Annotated in this window: 20 protein-coding genes; 13 read left to right on the top strand and 7 right to left on the bottom strand. The window is 73.9% G+C overall.

Annotation, left to right across the window (positions count from 1 at the left end):
* Nucleotides 1-25 precede the first annotated feature (25 nt).
* Nucleotides 26-781, bottom strand: a complete 756-nt coding sequence (locus IW256_RS42165; RefSeq protein WP_197010974.1) for a DsbA family protein — start codon at nt 779-781, stop codon at nt 26-28.
* A 400-nt stretch (nt 782-1,181) separates the two neighbouring features.
* On the opposite strand from IW256_RS42165, the gene IW256_RS11700 reads away from it, so the two are divergent.
* Nucleotides 1,182-2,189 carry a bifunctional adenosylcobinamide kinase/adenosylcobinamide-phosphate guanylyltransferase gene (locus IW256_RS11700; RefSeq protein WP_231403750.1) on the top strand — a complete coding sequence of 336 codons (1,008 nt, stop codon included), beginning with the start codon at nt 1,182-1,184 and terminating at the stop codon, nt 2,187-2,189.
* On the top strand, nt 2,186-3,013 hold the full coding sequence (locus tag IW256_RS11695) for an adenosylcobinamide-GDP ribazoletransferase (RefSeq protein ID WP_197010973.1): 828 nt from the start codon (nt 2,186-2,188) through the stop codon (nt 3,011-3,013). The genes IW256_RS11700 and IW256_RS11695 overlap by 4 nt, the downstream gene beginning before the upstream one ends.
* An 11-nt stretch (nt 3,014-3,024) precedes the next feature.
* Here IW256_RS11695 and IW256_RS11690 read toward each other — a convergent pair whose 3' ends face one another.
* Both IW256_RS11690 and IW256_RS11685 read right to left on the bottom strand, forming a co-directional pair.
* The gene (locus IW256_RS11690) at nt 3,025-4,014 is read right to left on the bottom strand and encodes a DUF1648 domain-containing protein (protein WP_197010972.1); all 990 of its coding nucleotides are present in this window, start codon (nt 4,012-4,014) and stop codon (nt 3,025-3,027) included.
* 3 nt (nt 4,015-4,017) lie between these two features.
* Complete coding sequence (locus tag IW256_RS11685; protein ID WP_197010971.1) at nt 4,018-4,359, bottom strand: GntR family transcriptional regulator; 342 nt, start codon at nt 4,357-4,359, stop codon at nt 4,018-4,020.
* 191 nt (nt 4,360-4,550) lie between these two features.
* Between IW256_RS11685 and IW256_RS11680 the strand changes: the two genes are divergently transcribed.
* The 6 genes from IW256_RS11680 (at nt 4,551) to lipB (ending at nt 11,685) form a co-directional block, all read left to right on the top strand.
* Nucleotides 4,551-6,047 (top strand): leucyl aminopeptidase, encoded by a 1,497-nt coding sequence (locus IW256_RS11680; protein ID WP_197010970.1) that lies wholly within the window; start codon nt 4,551-4,553, stop codon nt 6,045-6,047.
* A gap of 142 nt (nt 6,048-6,189) precedes the next feature.
* Nucleotides 6,190-7,581 carry a dihydrolipoyl dehydrogenase gene (gene lpdA, locus IW256_RS11675; protein WP_197010969.1) on the top strand — a complete coding sequence of 464 codons (1,392 nt, stop codon included), beginning with the start codon at nt 6,190-6,192 and terminating at the stop codon, nt 7,579-7,581.
* A gap of 44 nt (nt 7,582-7,625) precedes the next feature.
* Nucleotides 7,626-9,125 carry a 2-oxoglutarate dehydrogenase, E2 component, dihydrolipoamide succinyltransferase gene (sucB, locus tag IW256_RS11670; protein WP_197010968.1) on the top strand — a complete coding sequence of 500 codons (1,500 nt, stop codon included), beginning with the start codon at nt 7,626-7,628 and terminating at the stop codon, nt 9,123-9,125.
* 121 nt (nt 9,126-9,246) lie between these two features.
* Nucleotides 9,247-10,140, top strand: coding sequence for a TIGR01777 family oxidoreductase (locus tag IW256_RS11665; RefSeq protein ID WP_197010967.1), 894 nt, complete (start codon nt 9,247-9,249; stop codon nt 10,138-10,140).
* Nucleotides 10,141-10,201: 61 nt separating this feature from the next.
* The gene (locus IW256_RS11660; protein WP_197010966.1) at nt 10,202-10,939 is read left to right on the top strand and encodes a Type 1 glutamine amidotransferase-like domain-containing protein; all 738 of its coding nucleotides are present in this window, start codon (nt 10,202-10,204) and stop codon (nt 10,937-10,939) included.
* A 77-nt stretch (nt 10,940-11,016) separates the two neighbouring features.
* Nucleotides 11,017-11,685, top strand: coding sequence for a lipoyl(octanoyl) transferase LipB (lipB, locus tag IW256_RS11655; protein WP_231404626.1), 669 nt, complete (start codon nt 11,017-11,019; stop codon nt 11,683-11,685).
* Nucleotides 11,686-11,876: 191 nt separating this feature from the next.
* Here the strand turns inward: lipB and IW256_RS11650 are convergent, their stop codons facing one another.
* Nucleotides 11,877-12,383 (bottom strand): YfbM family protein, encoded by a 507-nt coding sequence (locus IW256_RS11650; RefSeq protein ID WP_197010964.1) that lies wholly within the window; start codon nt 12,381-12,383, stop codon nt 11,877-11,879.
* A 161-nt stretch (nt 12,384-12,544) separates the two neighbouring features.
* On the opposite strand from IW256_RS11650, the gene lipA reads away from it, so the two are divergent.
* Both lipA and IW256_RS11640 read left to right on the top strand, forming a co-directional pair.
* Nucleotides 12,545-13,474 (top strand): lipoyl synthase, encoded by a 930-nt coding sequence (lipA, locus tag IW256_RS11645; protein WP_197010963.1) that lies wholly within the window; start codon nt 12,545-12,547, stop codon nt 13,472-13,474.
* A 44-nt stretch (nt 13,475-13,518) separates the two neighbouring features.
* On the top strand, nt 13,519-14,214 hold the full coding sequence (locus IW256_RS11640; RefSeq protein WP_197010962.1) for a DUF4191 domain-containing protein: 696 nt from the start codon (nt 13,519-13,521) through the stop codon (nt 14,212-14,214).
* A gap of 197 nt (nt 14,215-14,411) precedes the next feature.
* On the opposite strand, the gene IW256_RS11635 is transcribed toward IW256_RS11640, so the two are convergent.
* A complete protein-coding gene (locus IW256_RS11635) occupies nt 14,412-14,903 on the bottom strand; it encodes an RDD family protein (RefSeq protein ID WP_197010961.1) in 492 nt (163 codons plus the stop codon).
* Between the two features lie 200 nt (nt 14,904-15,103).
* On the opposite strand from IW256_RS11635, the gene glnA (IW256_RS11630) reads away from it, so the two are divergent.
* The 3 genes from glnA (IW256_RS11630) to IW256_RS11620 all read left to right on the top strand — a co-directional run bounded on the left by glnA (IW256_RS11630) (nt 15,104) and on the right by IW256_RS11620 (nt 18,199).
* Nucleotides 15,104-16,528 (top strand): type I glutamate--ammonia ligase, encoded by a 1,425-nt coding sequence (gene glnA / locus IW256_RS11630; RefSeq protein ID WP_197010960.1) that lies wholly within the window; start codon nt 15,104-15,106, stop codon nt 16,526-16,528.
* 203 nt (nt 16,529-16,731) lie between these two features.
* Entirely contained in the window at nt 16,732-17,130 is a 399-nt protein-coding gene (locus IW256_RS11625; RefSeq protein ID WP_197010959.1) for an OsmC family protein, read from the top strand.
* A 220-nt stretch (nt 17,131-17,350) separates the two neighbouring features.
* Complete coding sequence (locus tag IW256_RS11620; protein ID WP_197010958.1) at nt 17,351-18,199, top strand: phosphatase PAP2 family protein; 849 nt, start codon at nt 17,351-17,353, stop codon at nt 18,197-18,199.
* On the opposite strand, the gene IW256_RS11615 is transcribed toward IW256_RS11620, so the two are convergent.
* Entirely contained in the window at nt 18,192-21,413 is a 3,222-nt protein-coding gene (locus IW256_RS11615) for a bifunctional [glutamine synthetase] adenylyltransferase/[glutamine synthetase]-adenylyl-L-tyrosine phosphorylase (RefSeq protein ID WP_307828852.1), read from the bottom strand. The genes IW256_RS11620 and IW256_RS11615 overlap by 8 nt on opposite strands.
* A 175-nt stretch (nt 21,414-21,588) precedes the next feature.
* On the bottom strand, nt 21,589-22,950 hold the full coding sequence (gene glnA, locus IW256_RS11610) for a type I glutamate--ammonia ligase (protein WP_197016260.1): 1,362 nt from the start codon (nt 22,948-22,950) through the stop codon (nt 21,589-21,591).
* Nucleotides 22,951-22,965 lie beyond the last annotated feature (15 nt).

The raw sequence follows: 22,965 nt of genomic DNA, 5'->3' as shown, positions 1-22,965 counted from the left end.
CGCGGTGAGACTAACGCCTGTCCCCCTAGCTCCTGGCCTCGATGGCGCTCCGGATCGTCTCCGCGCTGCCGAGCGACTCGCTGCCCAGCGCCACCCCGTTCACCCGGACCGTCGGGGTCGCGTTGACGCCGCCGCTGGTGTAGGCGCGGCTGGCCGCGAGGACGGCCTCGGCCCGCTGCTGGCCAGTGACGCACTTGCGGAACGTGTCGTCGCGCACTCCCAGCGGCGCGGCGTACGACACCAGGTCCTTCACGTCGTAGCCCTGGGTGTACTGCTCCTTGGGCTGGTGGGCGTACAGGGCGTCCTGGTAGGCCAGCCAGCGGGCGCCATCGCTCAGGCAGCGCAGCGCCGACGCGGCCCTCAGCGCGTTGCCGTGCATGGGCTCCATGCCCTTGGACCAGATCACCATCGGCCGGTAGATCACCTTGGCTTTGCCCGACACGGCCAGGTCCTTCAGCATCGGGTCGACCATCTTGTCGAACGTGCCGCAGTGCGGGCAGGCGAAGTCGCCGTACACCTCCACGACCGGCCGCTCGACCCCGGGCCGGACCATGGTCAGGCTGCCGTCCGTGCCGGGACGGGCCTGCGCCCCGCCGGAGATCTCGCCGACCTTCAGCTGCTCGGGCGGCGCGGCGCCGCCTCCGCCTCCGCCGTCATCGCCGCCGCGGGTGAACAGGGCCACCCCGACGACCGCGACGACCACGACCACCAGGGCGGCCGCCACCAGCCCGATCACCAGTCCGGCACCGCCGCCTTTGCGGCCGGGCGGAGGAGGGGGCATCGGCGGCCCCGGCATCCCCCAAGGACCTCCCGGGCCTCCCGGCCCCGGACCTCCTGGGCCTGGACCTCCTGGGCCTGGACCTCCTGGGCCTGGACCTCCTGGACCTGGACCTCCTGGACCTGGACCTCCTGGGCCTGGACCTCCTGGGCCTGGACCTCCTGGACCGACCGGGCCTCCCGGGAACGCCGGTCCTCCCGGAGCGCCTGGGCCGTAGCCGGGCCCGCCGGGTGGCATCGGGCCCCCTGGCTGTCCGGGTCCTGGCGTCTGTGGCCACGGCGCGTTCGGGGGGTTGCCCACCGTGCCTCCTCGCGATCTGTGAACGACGGCCTCGGGACGATGTCCGCTGGACCGGTCTCGGCCGCGTCCCTCGTTCCGGGACTGCCTATTGTCTCTGAGCGATATGGACTCTCTGAGCGACATGGACATCGTGCCGCGCTCCACGCGCATCGATCTGCAAGGCCCGCCGGTCGCGGCGGGCGGGGACGGCTGGCCCGCGCCCGGCTGCCGCTGCGCCTCCTGCGGCCTGCTCCGCGCGGCCGGGATACGGCACGAGCCCTTCGAGCCGGGCCGGTTCCGGCTGGGCGGCGTCCCGCTGGCGCGGTGCCCCCGCGAGGAGGTGCCCGGAGGGCATGAGGTCCGGGGCCCCGGCGGCGAGCGCGTCCTGGTCGCCCCGCGGCCGGGCGACCGGCCGCTGCCCCCGCCCGGGGCGGTGTACGACGCCGTCCTGCTGGATCTGGTCGGCGACCCCGGCCATCTGGGCCGGCTGCGGCACGCGGGGGCGGTGACCCCCTCCACGGCGGTGGTGGCCGTTCATGTCGACCACCGCGTCCGGTCGCCGCGGGAGCTGCGGCGGCGGCTCGCGCACTGGCTCCGCCCGGTGGACGGCCCCCACCGCACGCTGCTGCTGGGCGGTGCGCGGTCCGGCAAGTCGGCCGAGGCGGAGCTGCGCCTGCTCGCCTGCCCGCGGGTCACCTACCTCGCGACGAGCGCGCCGCGCGACGGCGACCCCGAATGGCGGGCCCGGGTCGAGGCCCACCGGCGCCGCCGCCCGTCCTGGTGGCGCACCGTCGAGACCACCGCGCTGGCCGGGGCGCTGGCGTCCGCCGAACCTGACGGCGCGGTGCTCGTCGACGGGATCGGCACCTGGCTGGCCGCCGCCGTCGACGAGGCCGGGGCCTGGGACGAGCCGGACGCGGTCGGCCCGCGCCTGGACGAGCTGGTCGAGGCGTGGCGGGGCACGCCCGCGCGGGTGGTGGCCGTCAGCGACGAGGTCGGCCTGTCGGTGGTCCCGGCGACCCGGTCGGGACGGGCGTTCCGCGACCTGCTGGGCGGCCTCAACCAGCGCCTGGCCGCCGAGTCCGAGTCGGCCGCGCTCGTGGTGGCCGGACGCGTGACGGACCTGCCGTGACCGGGGCACGGGCGGGCGCCTGGGCCGCCGGGGCGAGGCTGGCGGTCACGCTGCTGACGATCGTCCCGCTGCCCGCGGCCCGGACCGGCGCGGCGGCGGGGCCCGGCCGGGACACCGCCCGCCGCGCCATGCTCCTGGCGCCCCTGGCCGGCCTGCTGGTGGGCGGCGCGGCGGCGGCCACGCTGCTGCTGGGCGATCTGCTCGGGCTGGCCCCGGCACCGCGCGCCGCGCTGGCGGTGGCGGCGATGGCGGTGCTGACCCGGGCCCTGCACCTGGACGGGCTGGCCGACCTCGCCGACGGGCTGGGCAGCGGGCGGCCCGCCGCGGACGCCCTGGCGATCATGAAGCGCTCCGACATCGGCCCGTTCGGGGTGGTGACCCTCCTGCTCACCCTGATCGTCCAGGTCACCGCGCTGGCCACCGCGTCCGGCGCGGCGCTCGCCGTCGTGATCGCCGCCGTCACGGGACGGCTGGCGCTGCCCTGGGCCTGCCGCCGCGGCGTCCCGGCCGCCCGCCCCGGCGGGCTGGGCGCGCTGGTGGCGGGCACGGTCCCCGGCGGTGCCGCGGCGGCCGTGACCGTGGCCGTCGTCCTGGCCGTCCTGGGGGCCGGAGCGGCGGCGGGAGCGGCGGCGGACGGTCCGGGCGGGCCCGGCGACGCCGTCCGCGGCGCGTTGCAGGCCGGTGCCGCCGTGCTCGCGGGGCTGGGCGTGGCGGTGCTGACGTTGCGGCACGCCGTCCGCCGCCTGGGCGGTGTCACCGGCGACGTCCTCGGCGCGCTGGTGGAACTGGCCGCCACCGCCGCGCTGGTCGTCCTGGCCGCCTGACCCGGGCGGCCTCACCCGGCGCGGGGGCCCTCGCCGAGGGAGTTCAGCAGGGCGGCGCCGCGCTCGGCGTCGTCCACGCTGACCGCGAACCGGCCGCCGTCGTCGTACTGGACCACCAGGCACTCGCCGCCGCGCAGCATCACCGTGGTCCCCTTCGGCCCGAGCCGGTAGCCCCACCCGCCGGCCTCGGCGGGCGAGCGGTCCTCCGCCCAGGCCGCGGCGATCCTGCCGCGCGGGATGCGCCGTACGGGGCGTCCCAGCGGCCCGAAGGCCACGGCCAGGCCGCGGGTGTCCACCGTCACCCGCGCCGAGGAGAGCGCGAGCACGACCAGCCCGGTCAGGCCCAGCGTCACCAGGGGGATCCCGAGCGGCCCTCCCGGGGTGAGCGGCTCGGGCAGGAGCAGGACCAGGGGCGCGCCGATGGCGCCGGCGGCAGCCAGCGCGCCGCCCAGCCAGGCCAGGAGCCGGTTGTGCACGTAACCGATCCATACCGCGCGCTGCCCCGCACCGACCTTGAGCCGCGGCGTCCCGGGGGGCGGCGGGGCCGTGGCGTCGGACCCGGTCATGCCGATCAGCCAGCCCACCAGCGCGGCGGCCGCCGCCGCGAGGACCACCAGGGCGATCACGCCGCCGCCGAGCTCACCGGCCTCCCGCCAGGACGCGCGGTCGAGATTGGCGCGCAGCGTGGAGCCGATCATGCCCGCGGTGACGCCGGCGCCGAACCCCAGCAGAGCGCCGAAGCCGGCGCGGGTCCGCCGCCGCCCCCAGCCGCCGAGGCCGGTGATGACGGCGGCGCCGCACAGGACCAGCCATATCCCGCCGCACACCAGCAGCCAGACGGTGAACGAGGAGGAGCCGTCGGGGGTCCCCCCGCCGTCCCAGTGGGTGGCGAGCGGATCGGGCAGCCGGTCCCGCAGCGCCAGCGGCGCGACGGGGATGGCCGCGAGGCCCGCCGACGCGGCGAGGCCGGCGGTCACGAACAGGGACCGGCGAGTGGCCATGGTTCAGGCTCCTTCGATCATCTCTATCAGCTCGGCGCGCGTGATCCCCAGCCGCTCGGCCGCGGCCACCAGCGCCCGCACGTTCTCCATCAGCTCTCCCGCCTCCGGGCGGGCCGCCACCCGGATGCCCCGGCCGCGGCGGAAGTCCAGCAGTCCCTCGTCCCTCAGCTGCCGGAGCGCGCGCAGGACGGTGTTGGGGTTGATCCCGAGCGCCGCCGCGAGGTCGCGGGCGGGCGGGACGCGCTCGCCCGGCGCGGACTCCCCCGCCGCGATCGCGCGCCGGATGGCCGCGGCCACCTGCTCGTGCAGGGGACGCGGGTCGTCTTCGTGCAGCCTCAGCAACATGGTGCTAATGAAACTAGCATCTTTGGCTCCATCTTGCGTGGTTCGCCCGGAACGCTCCCCCGGCCTCCCCCCGGCGCCGCCGGAACGGGCCGCGCCGGGTCGCGGCGCCGGGAGGTCCGGGGAGGTCGCGCGAGGTAAGGCTTGATCCAAAAGGGCGAAACCGGTCACCGGGAGGACTAACATCGGGCTACGTGACGAGCATCAGCCTGGACAGCGCAGAACCCGCCTCCCTGGACGTCGACGCCATCGTGATCGGCGTCACCCCCGCCGCCTCCGGCGACGGCTCCGGACCCCGCCCCGTGGGCGCGGCGGAGCTCGACCGGGCCCTGGACGGCAGGCTCGCGGAAGCGCTGCGGGCGCTGGGCGCGACCGGCAAGGCCGGCGAGGTCACCAAGCTGCCGACGCTGGGCGCCCTGCCCGCCGGCGTGATCGTCGCGGTGGGCCTGGGCGAACCCGGAGCCGCGGGCGGCCACGACGCCGAGACGCTGCGCCGCGCCGCCGGCGCGGCCGTGCGGGCACTGGCCGGCACCGGCAGGGTCGCCCTCGCGCTGCCCGCCGGCTCGGCCGGGGAGATCGAGGCGGTCGCCCTGGGCGGCCTGCTCGGCAACTACAGCTTCGGCGCCTACCGCACCGGCGACCGCACCGAGCCGGTCGGCGAGATCGTCGTCGCCGGCGCGGCCGAGGACGCGTCCGTCGACCGCGCGCGCACGCTGGCCGAGTCGGTCGCGCTGGTCCGCGACCTGGTCAACACCCCGCCCTCGGACCTGAGCCCCGAGGACCTGGCCGACGCCGCCGAGCGCGTCGCCGGCGAGGCCGGTCTCGACATCGAGGTGCTCGACGAGAAGGCCCTGGTGGACGGCGGCTACGGCGGCATCGCCGGGGTCGGGCAGGGGTCGGCCAACCCGCCCCGCCTCGTCCGGCTCGCCTACGCCCACCCCGAGGCGTCCAAGACCCTCGTCCTGGTCGGCAAGGGCATCACCTTCGACTCCGGCGGCCTGTCCCTCAAGCCCGCCGAGTCCATGGACTGGATGAAGTCCGACATGGGCGGCGCCGCGGCGGTGCTCGGCGCGCTGTCCGCGATCGCCGCGCTCGCCCCCCGGGTCAACGTGGTCGGTTACCTCGCCATCGCCGAGAACATGCCCAGTGGCACCGCGCAGCGCCCGTCCGACGTGCTGCGGGTGTACGGCGGCAAGACCGTCGAGGTCCTCAACACCGACGCCGAGGGCCGCCTCGTCCTGGCCGACGCCCTGGTCCGGTCGGGCGAGGACGGGCCCGACCTGCTGGTGGACGTCGCCACGCTGACCGGCGCCCAGATGGTCGCGCTGGGCACCCGGACCACCGGAGTCATGGCCAACGACGACGACGTCCGTGAGAAGGTGGTGGCGGCGGCCGGCCGCGCCGGGGAGCCGTCCTGGGGGATGCCGCTGCCGGCGGAACTGCGCAAGGGACTGGACTCCGCGGTGGCCGACATCGCCAACATCAGCGGCGAGCGCTGGGGTGGCATGCTGGTGGCGGGCGTCTTCCTCAAGGAGTTCGTGCCCGAGGGCGTCCGCTGGGCGCACCTGGACATCGCCGGTCCCGCGTTCAACAAGGGCGAGCCCTACGGCTACACCCCCAAGGGCGGCACCGGCGCGGCGACGCGTACGTTGGTGCAGATCGCCGAGGATCTCGCCGACGGGATCCTCTGACGGTCCACCGAAGCGTCCGGCCGTCGGGGCCGGAAGAAGTGAATAGGTTCCCCAGCATCCGCGCGGAGGCCGGGCCGTGACCGGCGCCGCGCGGTACGGGGCACCGCGGAACAGCGCGAAGACCGGGGAAAGGGAGCGTCCAGTGGCCAACAGCGGCCCCTTCGACATCGTCGTCCTGGGTGGTGGCAGCGGCGGTTACGCGTGCGCACTGCGGGCGGCCGAGCTCGGCAAGACGGTGGCGCTCGTCGAACGCGACACGCTCGGCGGCACCTGCCTCAACCGCGGGTGCATCCCGACCAAGGCCCTCCTGCACGCGGCCGAGGTGGCCGACCAGACGCGCGAGGCGGCCACGTTCGGGATCATGGCGAGCTTCGAGGGCATCGACGTCGCCGGCGTCAACGCCTACAAGGACAAGATCGTCTCCACCACCGTCAAGGGCCTGACCGGGCTGATCAGGTCCAAGGGCATCACGGTGGTCGAGGGCGACGGCCGGCTGGCCGGGCCGACCTCGGTGCGCGTCACCGCGCCCGACGGCACCGAGAGCACCCTGGAGGGACGGCACATCGTGCTGGCCACCGGGTCCCGGCCCAAGACCCTGCCCGGGCTGGAGATCGACGGTGAGCGGATCATCTCCAGCGACCACGCGCTGAAGCTGGAGCGGGTGCCCGGCTCCGTGGTCATCCTCGGCGGCGGCGTGATCGGCGTCGAGTTCGCCAGCGTGTGGCGCTCGTTCGGCGCCGAGGTCACCATCGTCGAGGCGCTGCCCCACCTGCTGCCGCTGGAGGAGGAGTCCAGCTCCAAGCGGCTGGAGCGGGCGTTCCGCAAGCGCGGCGTCAAGTACGAGCTCGGCGCGCGGTTCCAGGAGGCCAAGACCACCCAGGGCGGGGTGTCGGTCACGCTGGAGAACGGCACCGTCCTGGACGCGGAGCTGCTGCTGGTCGCCGTCGGCCGCGCCCCGGTGTCGGAGGACCTCGGCCTGGCCGAGGCCGGCGTCGAGACCGAGCGCGGCTTCGTCAAGGTGGACGAGTTCTGCCGGACCACCGTCCCCACCGTCTCCGCGGTCGGCGACCTGATCCCGACCCTGCAGCTGGCCCACGCCGGCTTCGCCGAGGGCATCCTGGTGGCCGAGCGGCTGGGCGGGCTCACCCCCGCCCCGATCGACTACGACGGGGTGCCGCGGATCACCTACTCCGACCCCGAGGTCGCCTCGGTCGGCATCACCTCGGCCCAGGCCCGCGAGCGCGGCCACGAGGTCAAGGAGGTCGTGTACGACCTGGCCGGCAACCCCAAGAGCAAGATCCTGGGGACGCAGGGCGAGATCAAGGTGATCGCCGACGTCGACGGTCCCGTCCTCGGTGTCCACATGGTCGGCGCCCGCGTCGGCGAGCTCATCGCGGAGGGTCAGCTGATCTACAACTGGGAGGCGCTCCCCTCGGAGGTCGCCCAGCTGATCCACCCCCACCCCACCCAGTCCGAAGCGGTCGGCGAGGCCCACCTGGCGCTCGCCGGCAAGCCCTTGCACGTGCACGGCTGAACGCCCGCACATTGAATTCAACTCCGAAGGAGTCGCTGAGAGCCATGCCGGTCTCCGTCACTATGCCCCAGCTCGGCGAGAGCGTCACCGAGGGCACCGTCACCCGCTGGCTGAAGAAGGAGGGTGAGCACGTCGAGACCGACGAGCCGCTTCTCGAAGTGTCGACCGACAAGGTCGACACCGAGATCCCCTCTCCCGCTTCGGGCACCCTGACCAGCATCAAGGTCGCCGAGGACGAGACCGTCGAGGTCGGCGCCGAGCTGGCGATCATCGGTGAGGGCGGTGAGGGCGGCGCCCCGGCCACGCAGGAGCAGGCGCCCGCCGAGCCGCAGCAGGCCGCCGAGCCGGCCCCGCAGGACGAGGCCCGCCAGGAGGCGCCGGCCGCGCCGGAGCCCGAGCCGGCCCCGGCCGCCCAGCAGGGCCCGCCGCCCTCGGCCTGGCCGCCGCCCGCCGCCCCGCAGCAGCCCGCCCCGCCGGCGCCCGCGCCGGCCGCGCAGGAGCCCCGTGCCGAGGCGCCCGCCCCGGCCCCCGCGGCGCCCGCGGGCGAGGGCCCGTACGTGACGCCGCTGGTGCGCAAGCTCGCCGCCGAGCACGAGGTCGACCTCGGCAGCGTGAAGGGCACCGGCGTCGGCGGCCGGATCCGCAAGCAGGACGTGCTCGAGGCCGCCCGCGCCAAGCAGCAGGCCGCCCAGGCGCAGCCCGCGCCGGCCGCCCCCGCGGCCCCGGCCCAGGCCGCGCCCGCCGCCCCCGCGGCCCCCGCCGCGGCCCCGGCGGCGGCCCGTCCCGCCCCGGCCACCGCGCCGGCGGAGCAGATCGCGCTGCGCGGCAAGACCGAGAAGATGAGCCGCATCCGGCAGACCATCGCCCGCCGCATGGTGGAGTCGCTGCAGGTCTCGGCGCAGCTCACCACCGTGGTCGAGGTCGACGTCACCAAGATCGCGCGGCTGCGCGAGCGGGCCAAGGCCGCCTTCCAGTCCCGCGAGGGCGTCAAGCTGTCGTTCATGCCGTTCTTCGCGCAGGCGACGGTCGAGGCCCTCAAGGTCCACCCCAAGCTCAACGCCGTCATCAACAGCGAGACCAACGAGGTCACCTACCACGACGTGGAGAACCTCGGCATCGCCGTGGACGTGCCCGAGCGCGGCCTGATGGTCCCGGTCGTGCACAACGCCGGCCAGCTCAACCTGGGCGGTCTCGCCCAGCGGATCGCCGACCTGGCCGAGCGGACCCGGATCAACAAGGTCAGCCCGGACGAGCTGGCCGGCGGCACGTTCACGCTGACCAACACCGGCAGCCGGGGCGCGCTGTTCGACACCCCGATCCTCAACCAGCCGCAGGTCGGCATGCTCGGCACCGGCTCGGTCGTCAAGCGCCCGGCCGTCATCGACGACCCCGAGCTGGGCGAGGTCATCGCCGTCCGCTCGATCGTCTACCTGGCCCTGAGCTACGACCACCGCCTCGTCGACGGCGCCGACGCCGCCCGCTTCCTGGGCACGATCAAGCACCGTCTGGAGGAGGGCAACTTCGAGGCCGAGCTGGGTCTCTGACCCGCCCCGGCCTCCCGGCCGTTCCAGGACCCCGCCGCTACCCTCAGGGGAAGCGGCGGGGTCTTCGCGTTGTCCCGCCCCGTCAGGCGTCACATCGCTCTCGGAAGGGAAAGGCCCCGGTATGAAGGTGATCGTTTCTGGGGCGAGCGGGCTGATCGGCTCGGCGCTGGTCCGTTCGCTGGAGGGCGACGGGCACCGGGTCGTCCGGCTGGTCCGGCGGGATCCGTCCGGTCCCGGCGAGGCGCGCTGGGACCCGGACGGGACGGTGGACGCCGCGGCCCTGGAAGGGGCGGACGCCGTCGTCCACCTCGCCGGGGCCGGGATCGGCGACCGGCCGTGGACCGAGGCGCGCAAGCGGCTGATCCGGGACAGCCGGATCAACGGCACCCGGACGCTCGCCCAGGCCATCGCGCGGGCCTCGGACGGGCCGCGCGTGTTCGTGTCGGGGTCGGCGATCGGCTACTACGGCGACACCGGCGACCGGCAGGCCGACGAGTCGGCGCCCATGGGCACCGGGTTCCTGGCCGAGCTGTCGCGCGACTGGGAGGCGGCGGCCTCCCCCGCGGCCGAGGCGGGCGTGCGGGTGGCGCACCCGCGCACCGGGATCGTCCTGTCGACCCGCGCCGGGATGCTGGGCAGGACGCTCCCCCTGTTCAGGCTCGGGCTGGGCGGCAAACTGGGCGACGGCACCCAGTGGGTCAGCTGGATCACGCTGGACGACACCGTGGCGGCCCTGCGCCACCTGATCGACCACGACATCACCGGCCCCGCCAACCTGGTGGCGCCCCACCCGGTCACCAACGCCGCCTACACCCGGGCGCTGAGCCGCGCCCTGCACCGTCCCGCGGTCGTGCCGGTGCCCGCGTTCGCGCTGCGCGCCCTGCTGCGGGAGTTCGCGGACGAGGGGCTGCTGATCAGCCAGCGCGTCGTCCCGCGGCGCCTGGAGGAGTCCGGCTTCGCCTTCTCGCGGCCGGATCTGGAGGGCGCCCTGGCGGCGCTCCTGGGCCAGGGGTGACGCATCTCCAAGAATCGTCAAAGGACCGCCCCGGCCCGGCCGGTACCCGTACGGTGACGGCATGAGCACCGACGGGCAGCCGCACATCGTCGCCATCGGCGGCGGGAGCTTCATCCCCGACGACCGGTACGGGATGTCCCCGAGCCCCCTGCTGCGCTACGCAGCCGACCTGACCGGCCAGGACCGTCCCCGGATCTGCTTCCTCACCACCGCCCTGGGCGACGGCGCCGAGCACATCGGGCGCGCCTACGCGGCGTTCGCGCGGATGGAGGCGGAGGTCAGCCATCTCGCGCTGTTCCCGATGCCCAACATCGCCGACATGCGCTCGCACCTGCTGACCCAGGACATGGTGTACGTGTTCGGCGGCAGCGTGGCCAACCTGCTGGCCCTGTGGCGGCTCCACGGGCTGGACGAGATCCTCCGCGAGGCGTGGCGGGAGGGCGTCGTCCTCTCCGGGCAGAGCGCCGGGGCGCTGTGCTGGCACGTGGGCGGCAACACCGACTCCTACGGGCCGCGGCTGCGTCCCCTGACCGACGGGCTGGGCCTGCTGCCCTACTCCTGCGGCGTCCACTACGACAGCGACGCCCAGCGTCGACCGCTGCTCCAGCAGCTCGTCGGCGAGGGCGCGCTGCCGGGCGGGTACGCGGCCGACGAAGGGGTGGGGCTCCACTACGTGGGCACCGAGTTCGTCCAGGCCATCTCCTACATCAAGGAGGCCGGCGCCTACCGCGTCGAGCCCGACGGCTCCGGCTCGGTTAAAGAGCAGCGGATCACCCCCCGGCTGCTCGCCGCCTTGTGAGGCATAAGCTGAAGGGCGTGAGCGAGGTAGAGGTAGGCGAGGCGGCCACGGCCGCCGAGGAGACACCGAGGCACGAGCTGGTCTTCGTCCACGCGGGGTTCGGCGCCGCGGCGGTCCCCTACGAGGCCGGCTGGGACCTGCAGCGCCGTACGCACGAGCTGCGGGTGAACGACGAGATCCCCGACACCGTCCTGCTGCTGGAGCACCAGGCCGTCTACACCGCGGGCAAGCGCACCGGGCCGCTGGACCGGCCGTTCGGCGACCCCGGCGCGCCGGTGGTGGACGTGGACCGCGGCGGCAAGATCACCTGGCATGGGCCCGGCCAGCTCACCGGGTACCCGATCGTGCGGCTGCCCGACCCGGTGGACGTCGTGGCCTACGTCCGCCTGCTGGAGCGCATGATGCAGGACGTGTGCGCCGAGCTGGGGCTGGCCGCGGTCACCGTCGAGGGCCGCAGCGGGCTGTGGGTGCCGGGCACCCCGGACCGCAAGATCGGTTCCATCGGGATCCGGGTCTCGCGCGGGGTCACCATGCACGGCTTCATGCTCAACTGCGACTGTGACATGGCCTGGTTCGACCGGATCGTGCCCTGCGGGATCCGGGACGTGGGCTCCACGTCGCTGACCCGGGAGCTGGGCCGCCCGGTCACCGTCGCCGAGATCACCCCGCTGGTCGAGCGGCACCTGGCCGGGGTCCTGGGGGCGACCGAGTCGTTCCACCGGACCACCGCGCAGGTGGGGGTGTGAGCCGGACGGGCGGTGCCTAGGGCCCGACTCGAAGTGGCCTCGACACCCGCGCGAGCGCGTTACCTGCCCGGTGGGGCGATGCCGGAGGCGAGCCTCGCCGGGCGGATCGCGAAGCGATGCCGCGCTCGCCCAGGCCCGGTCGGGTGCGAGCCGCCAGGCGAGCGCCGCGGGCCGGGGCTTGGAGACAGAGCCTAAGCTCGCTCGGCCATGACCTTGTAGACGGCCTGCCCGTCGTTGGCCGCGGCCTGGAAGAACCGGGTCAGCTCCTCGTAGGCCGGCCGGAGCGCCCCGGCGTCCGGGGTGAGCCCGGCCGCGTCCTGCACCCCGGCGGCGGCCATGGCGGCCGGGTCGTACCGCCCGGCGACCCGGCCGTACGGGGTGGACACCAGGTGGTCGGCGGCCGTCTTGACCCGGTCGGGCGCCAGGTAGATCACGTCCATGCCCAGCTCGCCCGCGCCGTCCTCGGTGATCAGCCGGCCGCCGCAGACGACGTCGGCCTCCGGCTGCCGCCCGTCCCACGGGTCACCGGTGATCAGGTAGTGCAGCGCCTGCCAGCCGCCGCCCAGGTCCAGGATCTGCGGGGCGGGCCGCCCGGCGCGCCAGTCGGAGGAACCGAAGATCAGGTGGGCGATCCGGCCCGGATCCCGCTCCCCCTCCAGCACGGGCGGCACCCTGAGGTACGACATGGCCAGGCCCACGGTGGATCCTCCTGCGAGAACAGCTGTTGCGTGACGACAGGGAGTCACCTTAGGAGATCAAGTGCCGTCCAGGGCGGAAACAGTGATATCGACCTGATTCCGGGCGTGTGATCTTTGTTGCGGAGGCGAGCGCACCGGCGTTCCGGACGTACTCTGAGGGGGTGACCACGGTGACGCCTGAGGGGCGCAGGCTCCTCCGCATTGAAGCCCGCAACAGCCAGACGCCCATCGAGCGCAAGCCCGACTGGATCAAAACGCGGCTGAAGATGGGCCCGCAGTACCGCGAGCTCACCGGGCTGGTGAAGTCCGAGGGCCTGCACACCGTGTGCCAGGAGGCCGGCTGCCCCAACATCTACGAGTGCTGGGAGGACCGGGAGGCCACGTTCCTGATCGGCGGCGACCAGTGCACCCGCCGCTGCGACTTCTGCCAGATCGACACCGGCAGGCCCGCCGACCTCGACCGCGACGAGCCGCGCCGGGTCGCCGAGTCGGTGGCGACGATGGGGCTGCGGTACGCCACCGTCACCGGCGTCGCCCGCGACGACCTGGAGGACGGCGGGGCGTGGCTGTACGCCGAGACCGTCCGGCGCATCCACGAGGCCGTGCCGGGCTGCGGCGTCGAGCTGCTGATCCCCGACTTCAACGCCCGGCCCGAGCAGCTGGCCGAGGTGTTCGGCTCGCGTCCGGAGGTGCTGGCGCACAACGTGGAGACGGTGCCGCGGATCTTCAAGCGGATCCGGCCCGCCTTCCGGTACGAGCGTTCCCTGGAGGTCATCACCCGGGCCCGCGCCGACGGCCTGGTCACCAAGTCCAACCTCATCCTCGGCATGGGCGAGACCCGCGAGGAGGTCTCCCAGGCCCTGCGCGACCTGCACGAGGCGGGCTGCGAGCTGATCACCATCACCCAGTACCTGCGGCCCAGCCCCCGCCACCACCCGGTGGAGCGCTGGGTCAAGCCCGAGGAGTTCGTCGAGCTGTCGGCGGAGGCCGAGGAGATCGGCTTCGCGGGCGTCATGTCCGGGCCGCTGGTGCGCTCCAGCTACCGGGCCGGGCGTCTGTACCAGCAGGCGATCGAGGCCAGGACGCACTGACCGCGGGGTCGGGGTCGGGTCCCGGCCGGACTATCCTTGGGGCCATGTCGAAAAAGCCCACGGACGGGGCCCAGGAGCGTCCGGGCCGCCTCAAGCAGATCCGCATGGTCGCCCAGGTGCTCCGCCAGGCGGACCCGAAGGCCCTGCCGATCGTGATCGCAGCCGCGCTCGGCACGTTGGTCGTGGTCATCGTGATCGGGCTGCTGATCGGCCAGTTGTGGTTCGCGATCCCGCTGGGGATCCTGGCCGCCGTCGCCGTGGGCATGATCGTGTTCGGCCAGATGGCCCAGCGTGCCCAGTACAAGGTGATCTCCGGCCAGCCCGGGGCCGCCGCGGCGATCCTGAAGAACATGCGCGGCGGCTGGACGGTCACCGAGGCGGTCAGCGGCAACCGCAACCTGGACATGGTGCACCGGGCGGTGGGCCGTGCCGGTGTGGTGCTGGTCTCGGAGGGCCCGCGCAACCGGGTGGGGCCGCTGCTGGGCGCGGAGAAGAAGCGCATCTCCCGCGCCGCCCAGCAGGTGCCGATCTACGACGTGCAGGTCGGTGAGGACGAGGGGCAGATCCCGGTCGACAAGCTGCAGCGCCACCTGATGAAGCTGCCGCGCAACCTCACCAAGGGCCAGGTCGCCGAGCTGAACGACCGGCTGCAGGCCCTCCCCCGGTCGATGCAGATGCCCAAGGGTCCCATCCCCAAGGGAGCCCGGATGCCCAAGGGCCCCAAGCCCAGGACGCGCTGATCTCCCCGAGGCGACGCGGGCACCGGCACGGAAGACACGGTCAGGACGACGAACGGACACAGGAAAGCGCCCGTCCCACGGGCGCTTTCCGCGTTCCGGGCCCCTTCCGGTACGACCGCGGCCGGACGCCGGCCGGACGCCGGCCTGACGTCAGGGACCCGTGAGGGCGTTCACGACGGACGGGCCAGGGGGCGGGGTCAGAGGTTGAGGACGACCGTGTCGGCGGCGCGGTCGTGCAGGCCGCGGTGGTCGCGGTCCCAGACGAGCGCGGGCACCACCAGCAGGAGCAGCACCGTGCGGGCCAGCGCCCAGACCGGGCCGACGGGGCGGCCGTCGCGGCGGGCCACCCGGATGCCGCACACCCGCTTGCCGATGGTGGTGCCGAGCAGCCCGACCAGGATCCAGACGTAGACGCCGAAGATGATCAGCGTCGCCAGGCTGCGCTGCGGGGGCGTCCAGTCGAGGGCCCGCGCCAGGAAGCTGGCCACCAGCAGCGACAGGCCCCAGTCGATGAAGAGGGCGAGCAGCCGGCGGCCGTACCCGGCGACCGCGCCGCCGCCCTGTTCCGGCAGGCCGAGCCGTTCCCCCGGATAGCCGAGGTCGACCCCGGCCGAGCGCGCCCCGCCCAGCCACGTCTGCGTCCAGCGCGGGCCCGCGGCGGACTGCCGCTCCTTACCGGTGCTGCTCATGCCCTCTACGCTATCCGGTCCCCGTCCGGGTTCCGACTCGGGCGCCCTTGCCGGAGCCGGCCCCACGCAGCCCGGACGGCCTCGCGATGTGACACAACCCACAGAGTGATGCGTAACACAGGCGAAACATATGAGACACGGCCGGGAAACGGCCCGTTCCTAGGCTTCGAGAAGCCGAAAAAGCGCCCCAAGGAGGCTGGATGTTCAGCAGCGCCGAAGAGGTCCTGAGCTATATCAGGGACGAAGGTGTGCGATTCGTCGACTGCCGCTTCGTGGACCTGCCCGGGAAGATGCAGCACTTCACGTTCCCCGTGGAGAGTTTCGGCGAGGGCGTCTTCACCGACGGGCTCATGTTCGACGGGTCCTCGGTCCGCGGGTTCCAGGAGATCCACGAGTCGGACATGCTCCTGCTCCCGGACCCGAGCACGGCGGTGCTCGACCCGTTCCGCCAGCACAAGACGCTGATCCTGAACTTCTTCGTGCACGACCCCCTCACCGGCGAGCCCTACAGCCGCGACCCCCGCAACATCGCGCGCAAGGCGCAGGACTACCTGCGCGGCACGGGGATCGCCGACACCTGCTACTTCGGCCCCGAGGCGGAGTTCTACATCTTCGACGACGTCCGCTTCCAGACCAAGGAGAACGCGGGCTACTACTACCTCGACTCGGTGGAGGGCGCCTGGAACACCGGGCGCGAGGAGCCGGGCGGCAACCTCGGCGCCAAGCCCCCCTACAAGGGCGGCTACTTCCCGGTCCCGCCGATGGACCACTACACCGACCTTCGGTCGGAGATGGTCGCCCAGCTGCTCGGCTCGGGCATCCACGTCGAGATGCAGCACCACGAGGTCGGCACCGCGGGCCAGGCCGAGATCGACTTCCGCTTCGACACGCTGCTGAAGACGGCCGACAACCTGATGCTCTACAAGTACATCGTGAAGAACGTCGCGCGCGCCGCCGGCAAGACGGTGACGTTCATGCCCAAGCCGATCTTCGGTGACAACGGCTCGGGCATGCACTGCCACCAGTCGCTGTGGAAGGACGGCTCGCCGCTGTTCTACGACGAGGTCGGCTACGCCGGCCTGTCGGACAACGCGCGCTACTACATCGGCGGCCTGCTCAAGCACGCGCCGTCGCTGCTGGCCTTCACCAACCCGACGGTGAACTCCTACCACCGCCTGGTGCCGGGCTTCGAGGCCCCGGTCAACCTGGTGTACTCGCAGCGCAACCGGTCGGCCTGCATCCGCGTGCCGATCACCGGCTCCAACCCCAAGGCCAAGCGGCTGGAGTTCCGGGTGCCGGACCCCTCCTGCAACCCCTACCTGGCCTTCTCGGCGATGCTGATGGCCGGTCTCGACGGCATCAAGAACAAGATCGAGCCCGCCGAGCCGGTGGACAAGGACCTCTACGAGCTTCCGCCGGAGGAGGCCCGCGCCATCCCGCAGGTGCCGGGCTCGCTGGACGCGGTGCTGGACGCGCTGGAGTCCGACCACGACTACCTGCTGGAGGGCGGTGTCTTCACGCCCGACCTGGTGGAGACCTACATCGCCATGAAGCGCGAGTTCGAGATCGACCCGATCCGGCTCCGCCCGCACCCCCACGAGTTCGAGCTGTACTACGACATCTAGGGCATCTAGCGCGAAGAGGCGCGCCGACCTGGCGACGCGTCAGCGCGACTCCTTCTCGTTCCGCCCCTGTTCCGCGCGAGGCCCCGCCGTCCCTTCCCGGGCGGCGGGGCCTCGCCGTTCCCGCGCCGGACGGGTGCCGGGGAAGAACCCGCGCGGCGGGCATGTTTCGATGGTCGGCGGCGGAAACGATCAAAGGGGTTCTCATGGCCACGGTGAACGTGCGGCGTACCGACGACGGGTTCGAGGCGACCAACGAGCGCGGCGCGCGGGTGGCGATCGGCTCGGCCGACGAGGAGGGCGTGTTCTCGCCCGTGGAGCTGCTGCTGGCGGCGCTGGGCGGCTGCGAGCTGGTCACCGTGGAGCCGCTGACGGCGCAGCGCGGTCACCGGCTGGTGAGGCTGGCCGCGACCGTCCGGGCCGAGAAGATCGCCACCAGCCGGCTGGGCACCGTGACCGTCGAGTACGACGTGGAGCTGCCGGAGGGCGACGAGAAGGCGGCCGAGGTCTTCGCCGCGGTGGCCCGGCGGGTGCACGCGAGCTACTGCACGGTCGGCAACGCCCTCAAGGAGCCCATGACGGTGGAGCAGGTCCTGCCCGAGTAGACGGCCCGAGTGGACGGCCCGAGTAGACCGTGCGGGGATGAGGCGCCCTCGTCCTGGAGTACGACTTCGGGTGACGTTCTGACCTCCGGCGACCGAAGAATTCACGATCAACTCACCCGAAAGACCGGATAAAGCGAGGGATGCGTACTACTCAGGTCTGAGACGAAGACCGTTCGCCCCGGTGATCACAAATCGATCACCGGGCGGCACAGTTACCAGCATGGCGCAAACCGCCCCGGCGACCCCCCGAGGCCGCGAAGACGAGGCCCGCCGCGGCGCCCCGCGGCACGACGGACGCCCACCCCTGCCGCGGGCGCTCGTCGCTCCCCCGGTATGGCGGGAACTGCTGCTGATCGCGCTCTTCTACACCGCCTACACGCTCACGCGCCTCGTGCTGGTCCAGGACGGCACGGGCCCGGCGTTCGCGCACGCCGACCAGATCCTGGCCGCCGAGCGGTCCCTGGGGATCGACGTCGAGCTGGGCCTGAACCAGACGCTGCTGCAGCTGCCCTGGCTCGCCCGCGCCGCGAACATCTTCTACGCCACCGCGCACTTCGCGGTGACGCTCGGCGTGGTGATCTGGCTGTACCGCGGCCGCCCGCACGACTACCGCTGGCTGCGCACCGGGATCATGGTGGCGACCGGGGTGGCGCTGATCGGCTTCTGGCTCTACCCGCTGGCCCCGCCGCGCTTCCTGCACGACGAGGGGTTCGTCGACCCGGTCACGGCGCTGCAGTCGATGGGGCTGTACGCCAGCGACGCGTCGGCGACGTTCACCAACCAGTACGCGGCGATGCCCTCGATGCACGCCGGCTGGGCCGTGTGGTGCGGCTTCGTGCTGGTGCGGCTGGCCACCCGCCGCTGGGTCAAGGCCCTCGGGGTGCTCTACCCGCTGACCACGGTGCTGGTCATCCTGGCCACCGCCAACCACTACCTGGTGGACGCGGTCGCGGGGTTCGCGCTGATCGCCGCCGCGCTGGGCCTGTCCTGGGTGCTCTACCACCGGTACCCGGCCGAGCTGAGGAGGCTGGGCGGGCGGGTGCGCGGCGCCCGGCGGCCGGTCAGGTGACCCCGTAGAAGACGCGGTCCACGACGGCGCGGGCCCGGCGGGCGTGCCTGCGGTAGTCCTCCAGCAGGTCGCCGGTGCCGGGGTAGTCCAGGACGCGGGTGACGGCGCTGCGCTCCTTGTGGTGGTCGGTGGGCAGCAGGTCCGAGGCGCGCCCCCGGACCAGCATCATCGTGCCCCTGATGCGGGTCGCCAGCCGCCACGCCTCGGCCAGTTCCCGGGCGTCCTCCCCGTCGAGCAGGCGGGCCGCGGTGGCGGCCTCCAGCGTGGCGAGGGTACGGGTGGTCCGCAGGGCGGGGAACTCGTGCGCGTGGCGGAGCTGGAGCAGCTGCGCCACCCATTCCACGTCCGCCAGCCCGCCGGGTCCCATCTTGGTGTGCAGCCGCCGGTCCACGCCGCGCGGCAGCCGCTCGGACTCCATCCGCGCCTTGAGCCGCCGGATCTGCCGTACGGCGTCGTCGTCGATGCCGTCCTCCGGCCACCGGACCGGGTCGATCAGGGCGCGGAAGCGCTCGCACAGCTCCGGGTCGCCGATGATCGGGTCGGCGCGCAGCAGCGCCTGGCTCTCCCAGGGCTCCGACCAGCGGGCGTAGTAGGCGGCGTAGGACGCCAGCGTGCGCACGAGCGGCCCCTGCCGGCCCTCCGGCCGCAGGTTGGGGTCGATCTCCAGCGGCGGGTCGGGGGCCGGCAGCGCCAGCAGCCTGCGCAGTTCCTCGGCCACCGCGTGGGCGGCGCGGCCCGCCTCCCGCTCGTCGGCGCCGGGCAGCGGGTCGTGCACGAACATCACGTCGGCGTCGCTGCCGTAGCCCAGCTCGTGGCCGCCGAACCGGCCCATCGCCACGACCGCCATCCGGGTCGGCAGCGGCCCGCCGCGCTCGGCCTCGATCTCGCTGACGGCGGCCCGCAGCGCGGCCTCGACCGTGACGGCGGCGATGTCGGTGAGCGCCTCGCCGACCGCGCGGACGTCGGTCATCTCCAGCAGGTCGGCCACGGCGACCCGGAACAGCTCGCGGCGGCGCAGCCCGCGCACCACCGCGACCGCGTCCTCGGCCGCCGCCCGCGCGAGGCCGCCGCCCGCGCCGTCGGCGTGCCGGCGCACGGCGGCCAGCGCCTCGGTGCGCAGCGCGTCGTACGGCCGCGGGGCCAGCCCGGCGGCGTCGCCCAGCATGGTCACCGCCTCGGGGGCGCGCAGCAGCAGGTCGGTGGCGTAGCGGCTGGAGCCCAGCACCCAGGCCATCCGCTCGGCCACGCTGACCTCGTCGCGCAGCAGCCGCAGGTACCACGGGGTGGTGCCGAGGGCGTCGCTGACCTTGCGGAAGCCGAGCAGGCCCGCGTCGGGGTCGGGGGCGTCGGCGAACCAGCCGAGCATCACCGGCAGCAGGGTCCGCTGGATGGCGGCGCGGCGCGAGACCCCCGAGCTGAGCGCCTCGATGTGCCGCAGCGCCCCGGCGGGGTCGTTGTAGCCCAGCGCCACCAGCCGGGTCCTGGCGGCCTCCGGGGTGAGCCGGGCCTCCTCCTCCGGGAGCCTGGCCACGGCGCGCAGCAGCGGGCGGTAGAAGAGCTTCTCGTGGATGCGGCGCACCTCGCGGGCGTGCCGGCGCCACAGCGCGGTGAACTCGCCGATCGGCTCGGTGCGCAGGCCCAGTGCGCGGCCGAGGCGGCGCAGGCCGGCGGGGTCGTCGGGGACCAGGTGGGTACGGCGCAGCCGGTGCAGCTGGACGAGGTGCTCCACGCGCCGCAGGAAGCGGTAGGCGGAGGTGAGCGCGGCGGCGTCGTCGCGTCCCACGTACCCGCCCTGGGACAGCCTGCTCAGCGCCTCCAGCGTGTTGGCCTCGTGGAGGTCCTCGTCCGCCCGGCCGTGCACCAGCTGGAGCAGCTGGACGGCGAACTCCACGTCCCGCAGCCCGCCCGGGCCCAGTTTCAGCTGGCGTTCGGCCTCGGCGGTGCGCTGGTTGAGATGGGTCTCCACGCGGCGCCGCATGGCCTGGACGTCCTCGACGAACCGCTCCCCCGCGGCGGCCTTCCAGACCAGCGGGGTGATGGTGGCGAGGTAGCGGTCGCCCAGCTCGGGGTCGCCGGCGACGGGCCGGGCCTTGAGGAGGGCCTGGAACTCCCAGGTCTTGGCCCAGCGCTCGTAGTAGGCGCGGTGGCTGGCCAGGGTGCGGACCAGGGGCCCGGACTTGCCCTCGGGCCGCAGGGCCGCGTCCACCTCCCAGAGGGAGCCCTCGGGCGTGGAGGCCGAGCAGGCGCGCATCATGGCGGAGGCGAGGCGGCCGGCGGCGCGCAGCGCGGCGTCCTCGTCGGCGCCCTCCCGGGCCTCCGCCACGAAGATCACGTCGACGTCGCTGACGTAGTTGAGCTCCCGGCCGCCGCACTTGCCCATGCCGATCACCGCCAGCCGGCAGGTGCCGTGCTCGGGGACCTCGGCGCGGGCGATGGCCAGGCCCGCCTCCAGGGCGGCGGCGGCCAGGTCGGCCAGTTCGGCGGCCACCTCGCCGACGTCCGCGACACCGGTCAGGTCGCGGCCCGCGAGGGCCAGCAGGTGCCGCCGGTACTCGGCGCGCAGTGCCACCAGGGATCGCGGCCCGGCGTCCCGCGCCACCGGGTCGGGCGCCACGGGGTCGGCGCCCACGGCGTTCAGCAGAGCGGCGCGGAGCGCCTCGGCGGGCGGGCGGGTCACGGGGGCGCCCTCCTCCGCGCCGGGAACGGCGCCGGCGGCGGCATCCGGGGCGGCACCGGGGGCGGTGGCTTGCTCGGTGCCTTGCTCGGTGGCGGGCGCGGTGGCGGGCGCGGTGGCGGGCGCGGTGGCGGACACCGGGACGGCGCGCTCGGCGGGAACCGCTTGGATCGGTCCATCGTCGCGCAGGGCCCGCCAGTGATCCGGGTGGCGGGCGAGATGGTCGCCGAGCGCGGCGCTCACGCCCAGGACGGCCAGCAGCCGCTCCCGGGTCGCGGTGTCCTTGTCCAGGACGGCCCGCAGCTCCCCGCCCGCCCCGGCCTCGTCCGCGGCGGCCAGCAGCCGCAGCAGCCCCTGCAGGGCCAGGTCGGGGTCGGCCGTGGCGCCCAGGGCGTCCAGCAGCTCGTCGGAGGGCCCGCCGCCCCCCTCGCCTCCGGCCTCCAGCAGGGAGCGCTCCGCGCGCCCCGCGTCGGTGAAACCCAGCCGGGCCAGGCGCCCGGTGAGAGAGGGACGGCGATCAGGTGTCCAGGGCACGCTCACGGCCTCAACCGTAATCGGGCGACCCGGCAAGGGAGGGGAATCCGGGCCGCGAAAGATTGCAATTTCGCTGCGTTCGGCGGACCGGACCCGGCCACCGCGGTTCCCGATGCCGTATCGAGGGCCGTTCGGAGGTCCGCGTCCGGTTCGCCGGGTGGGCCGGGGTCGGCGGCGGGGGTCAGAGCACCGCGATCAGGCGCCTGCGCTCGAACTCGGTGACCTGGCGGCGGTACTCCTCCCATTCCGCGCGCTTGTTGCGCAGGAAGAAGTCGAAGACGTGCTCGCCCAGGACGTCGGCCATCAGCTCGCTGCGCTCCATCGTGCGGATGGCCTCGTCCAGGCTCTGCGGCAGCGGCTCGATGCCCAGCGCCCGCCGCTCGGCCGAGGTCAGCGCCCACACGTCGTCCTCGGCGCCCTGCGGCAGCTCGTACCCCTCCTCGATGCCCTTGAGGCCGGCGCCGAGGATGGCCGCGAACGCCAGGTAGGGGTTGGCCGCGGTGTCCAGCGAGCGGAACTCGATCCGCGTCGCGTGGCCCTTCTGCGGCTTGTACATCGGGACGCGGACCAGCGCGGAGCGGTTGTTGTGGCCCCAGCAGATGTAGGACGGGGCCTCGCCGCCGGCGCCCGCCGTCGACCCCACGCCGCCCCACAGCCGCTTGTAGGAGTTGACGAACTGGTTGCAGACGGCGGTCAGCTCCGCCGAGTGCCGCAGCACGCCGGCGATGAACGCGCGGCCGACCTTGGAGAGCTGGAACTCGGCGCCCGGCTCGTAGAAGGCGTTGCGGTCGCCCTCGAACAGCGACATGTGCGTGTGCATGCCCGAGCCCGGGTGCTCGGTGAACGGCTTGGGCATGAAGGAGGCGAACACCCCCTGCTCCAGCGCGACCTCCTTCATGACCAGGCGGAAGGTCATGATGTTGTCGGCGGTGGTGAGCGCGTCGGCGTACCGCAGGTCGATCTCCTGCTGGCCGGGGGCGCCCTCGTGGTGGCTGAACTCCACCGAGATGCCCATCGACTCCAGCATCATGATCGCGTTGCGCCGGAAGTCGTGCGCGGCGCTGTGCGGGGTGTGGTCGAAGTAGCCCCCCGCGTCCACCGGCTCGGGCTCGCGCCCGTCCTCGGGGCGGTCCTTCAGCAGGAAGAACTCCACCTCGGGATGGGTGTAGAAGGTGAAGCCGAGGTCGGCGGCGCGGGCCAGCGCCCGCTTGAGCACGTAGCGCGGGTCGGCGAAGCTGGGCGTGCCGTCGGGCATGAGGATGTCGCAGAACATGCGGGCGACGCCGGGGGCCTCGCTACGCCAGGGCAGCACCTGGAACGTGGAGGGGTCGGGCTTGGCGATCATGTCGGCCTCGTAGACCCGGGCGAACCCCTCGATCGCCGACCCGTCGAAGCCGATGCCCTCCGCGAAGGCCCCCTCCAGCTCGGCGGGCGCCACCGCGACGGACTTCAGGAACCCGAGCACGTCGGTGAACCACAGCCGGATGAAGCGGATGTCGCGCTCCTCCAGCGTGCGGAGCACGAACTCCTGCTGACGGTCCAAAGCCATCTCCCTTGA

Origin of the sequence: Actinomadura viridis (assembly GCF_015751755.1) — a bacterium.
Lineage (GTDB): Bacteria > Actinomycetota > Actinomycetes > Streptosporangiales > Streptosporangiaceae > Spirillospora > Spirillospora viridis.
This window is presented reverse-complemented; position numbering and strand designations above follow the sequence as displayed.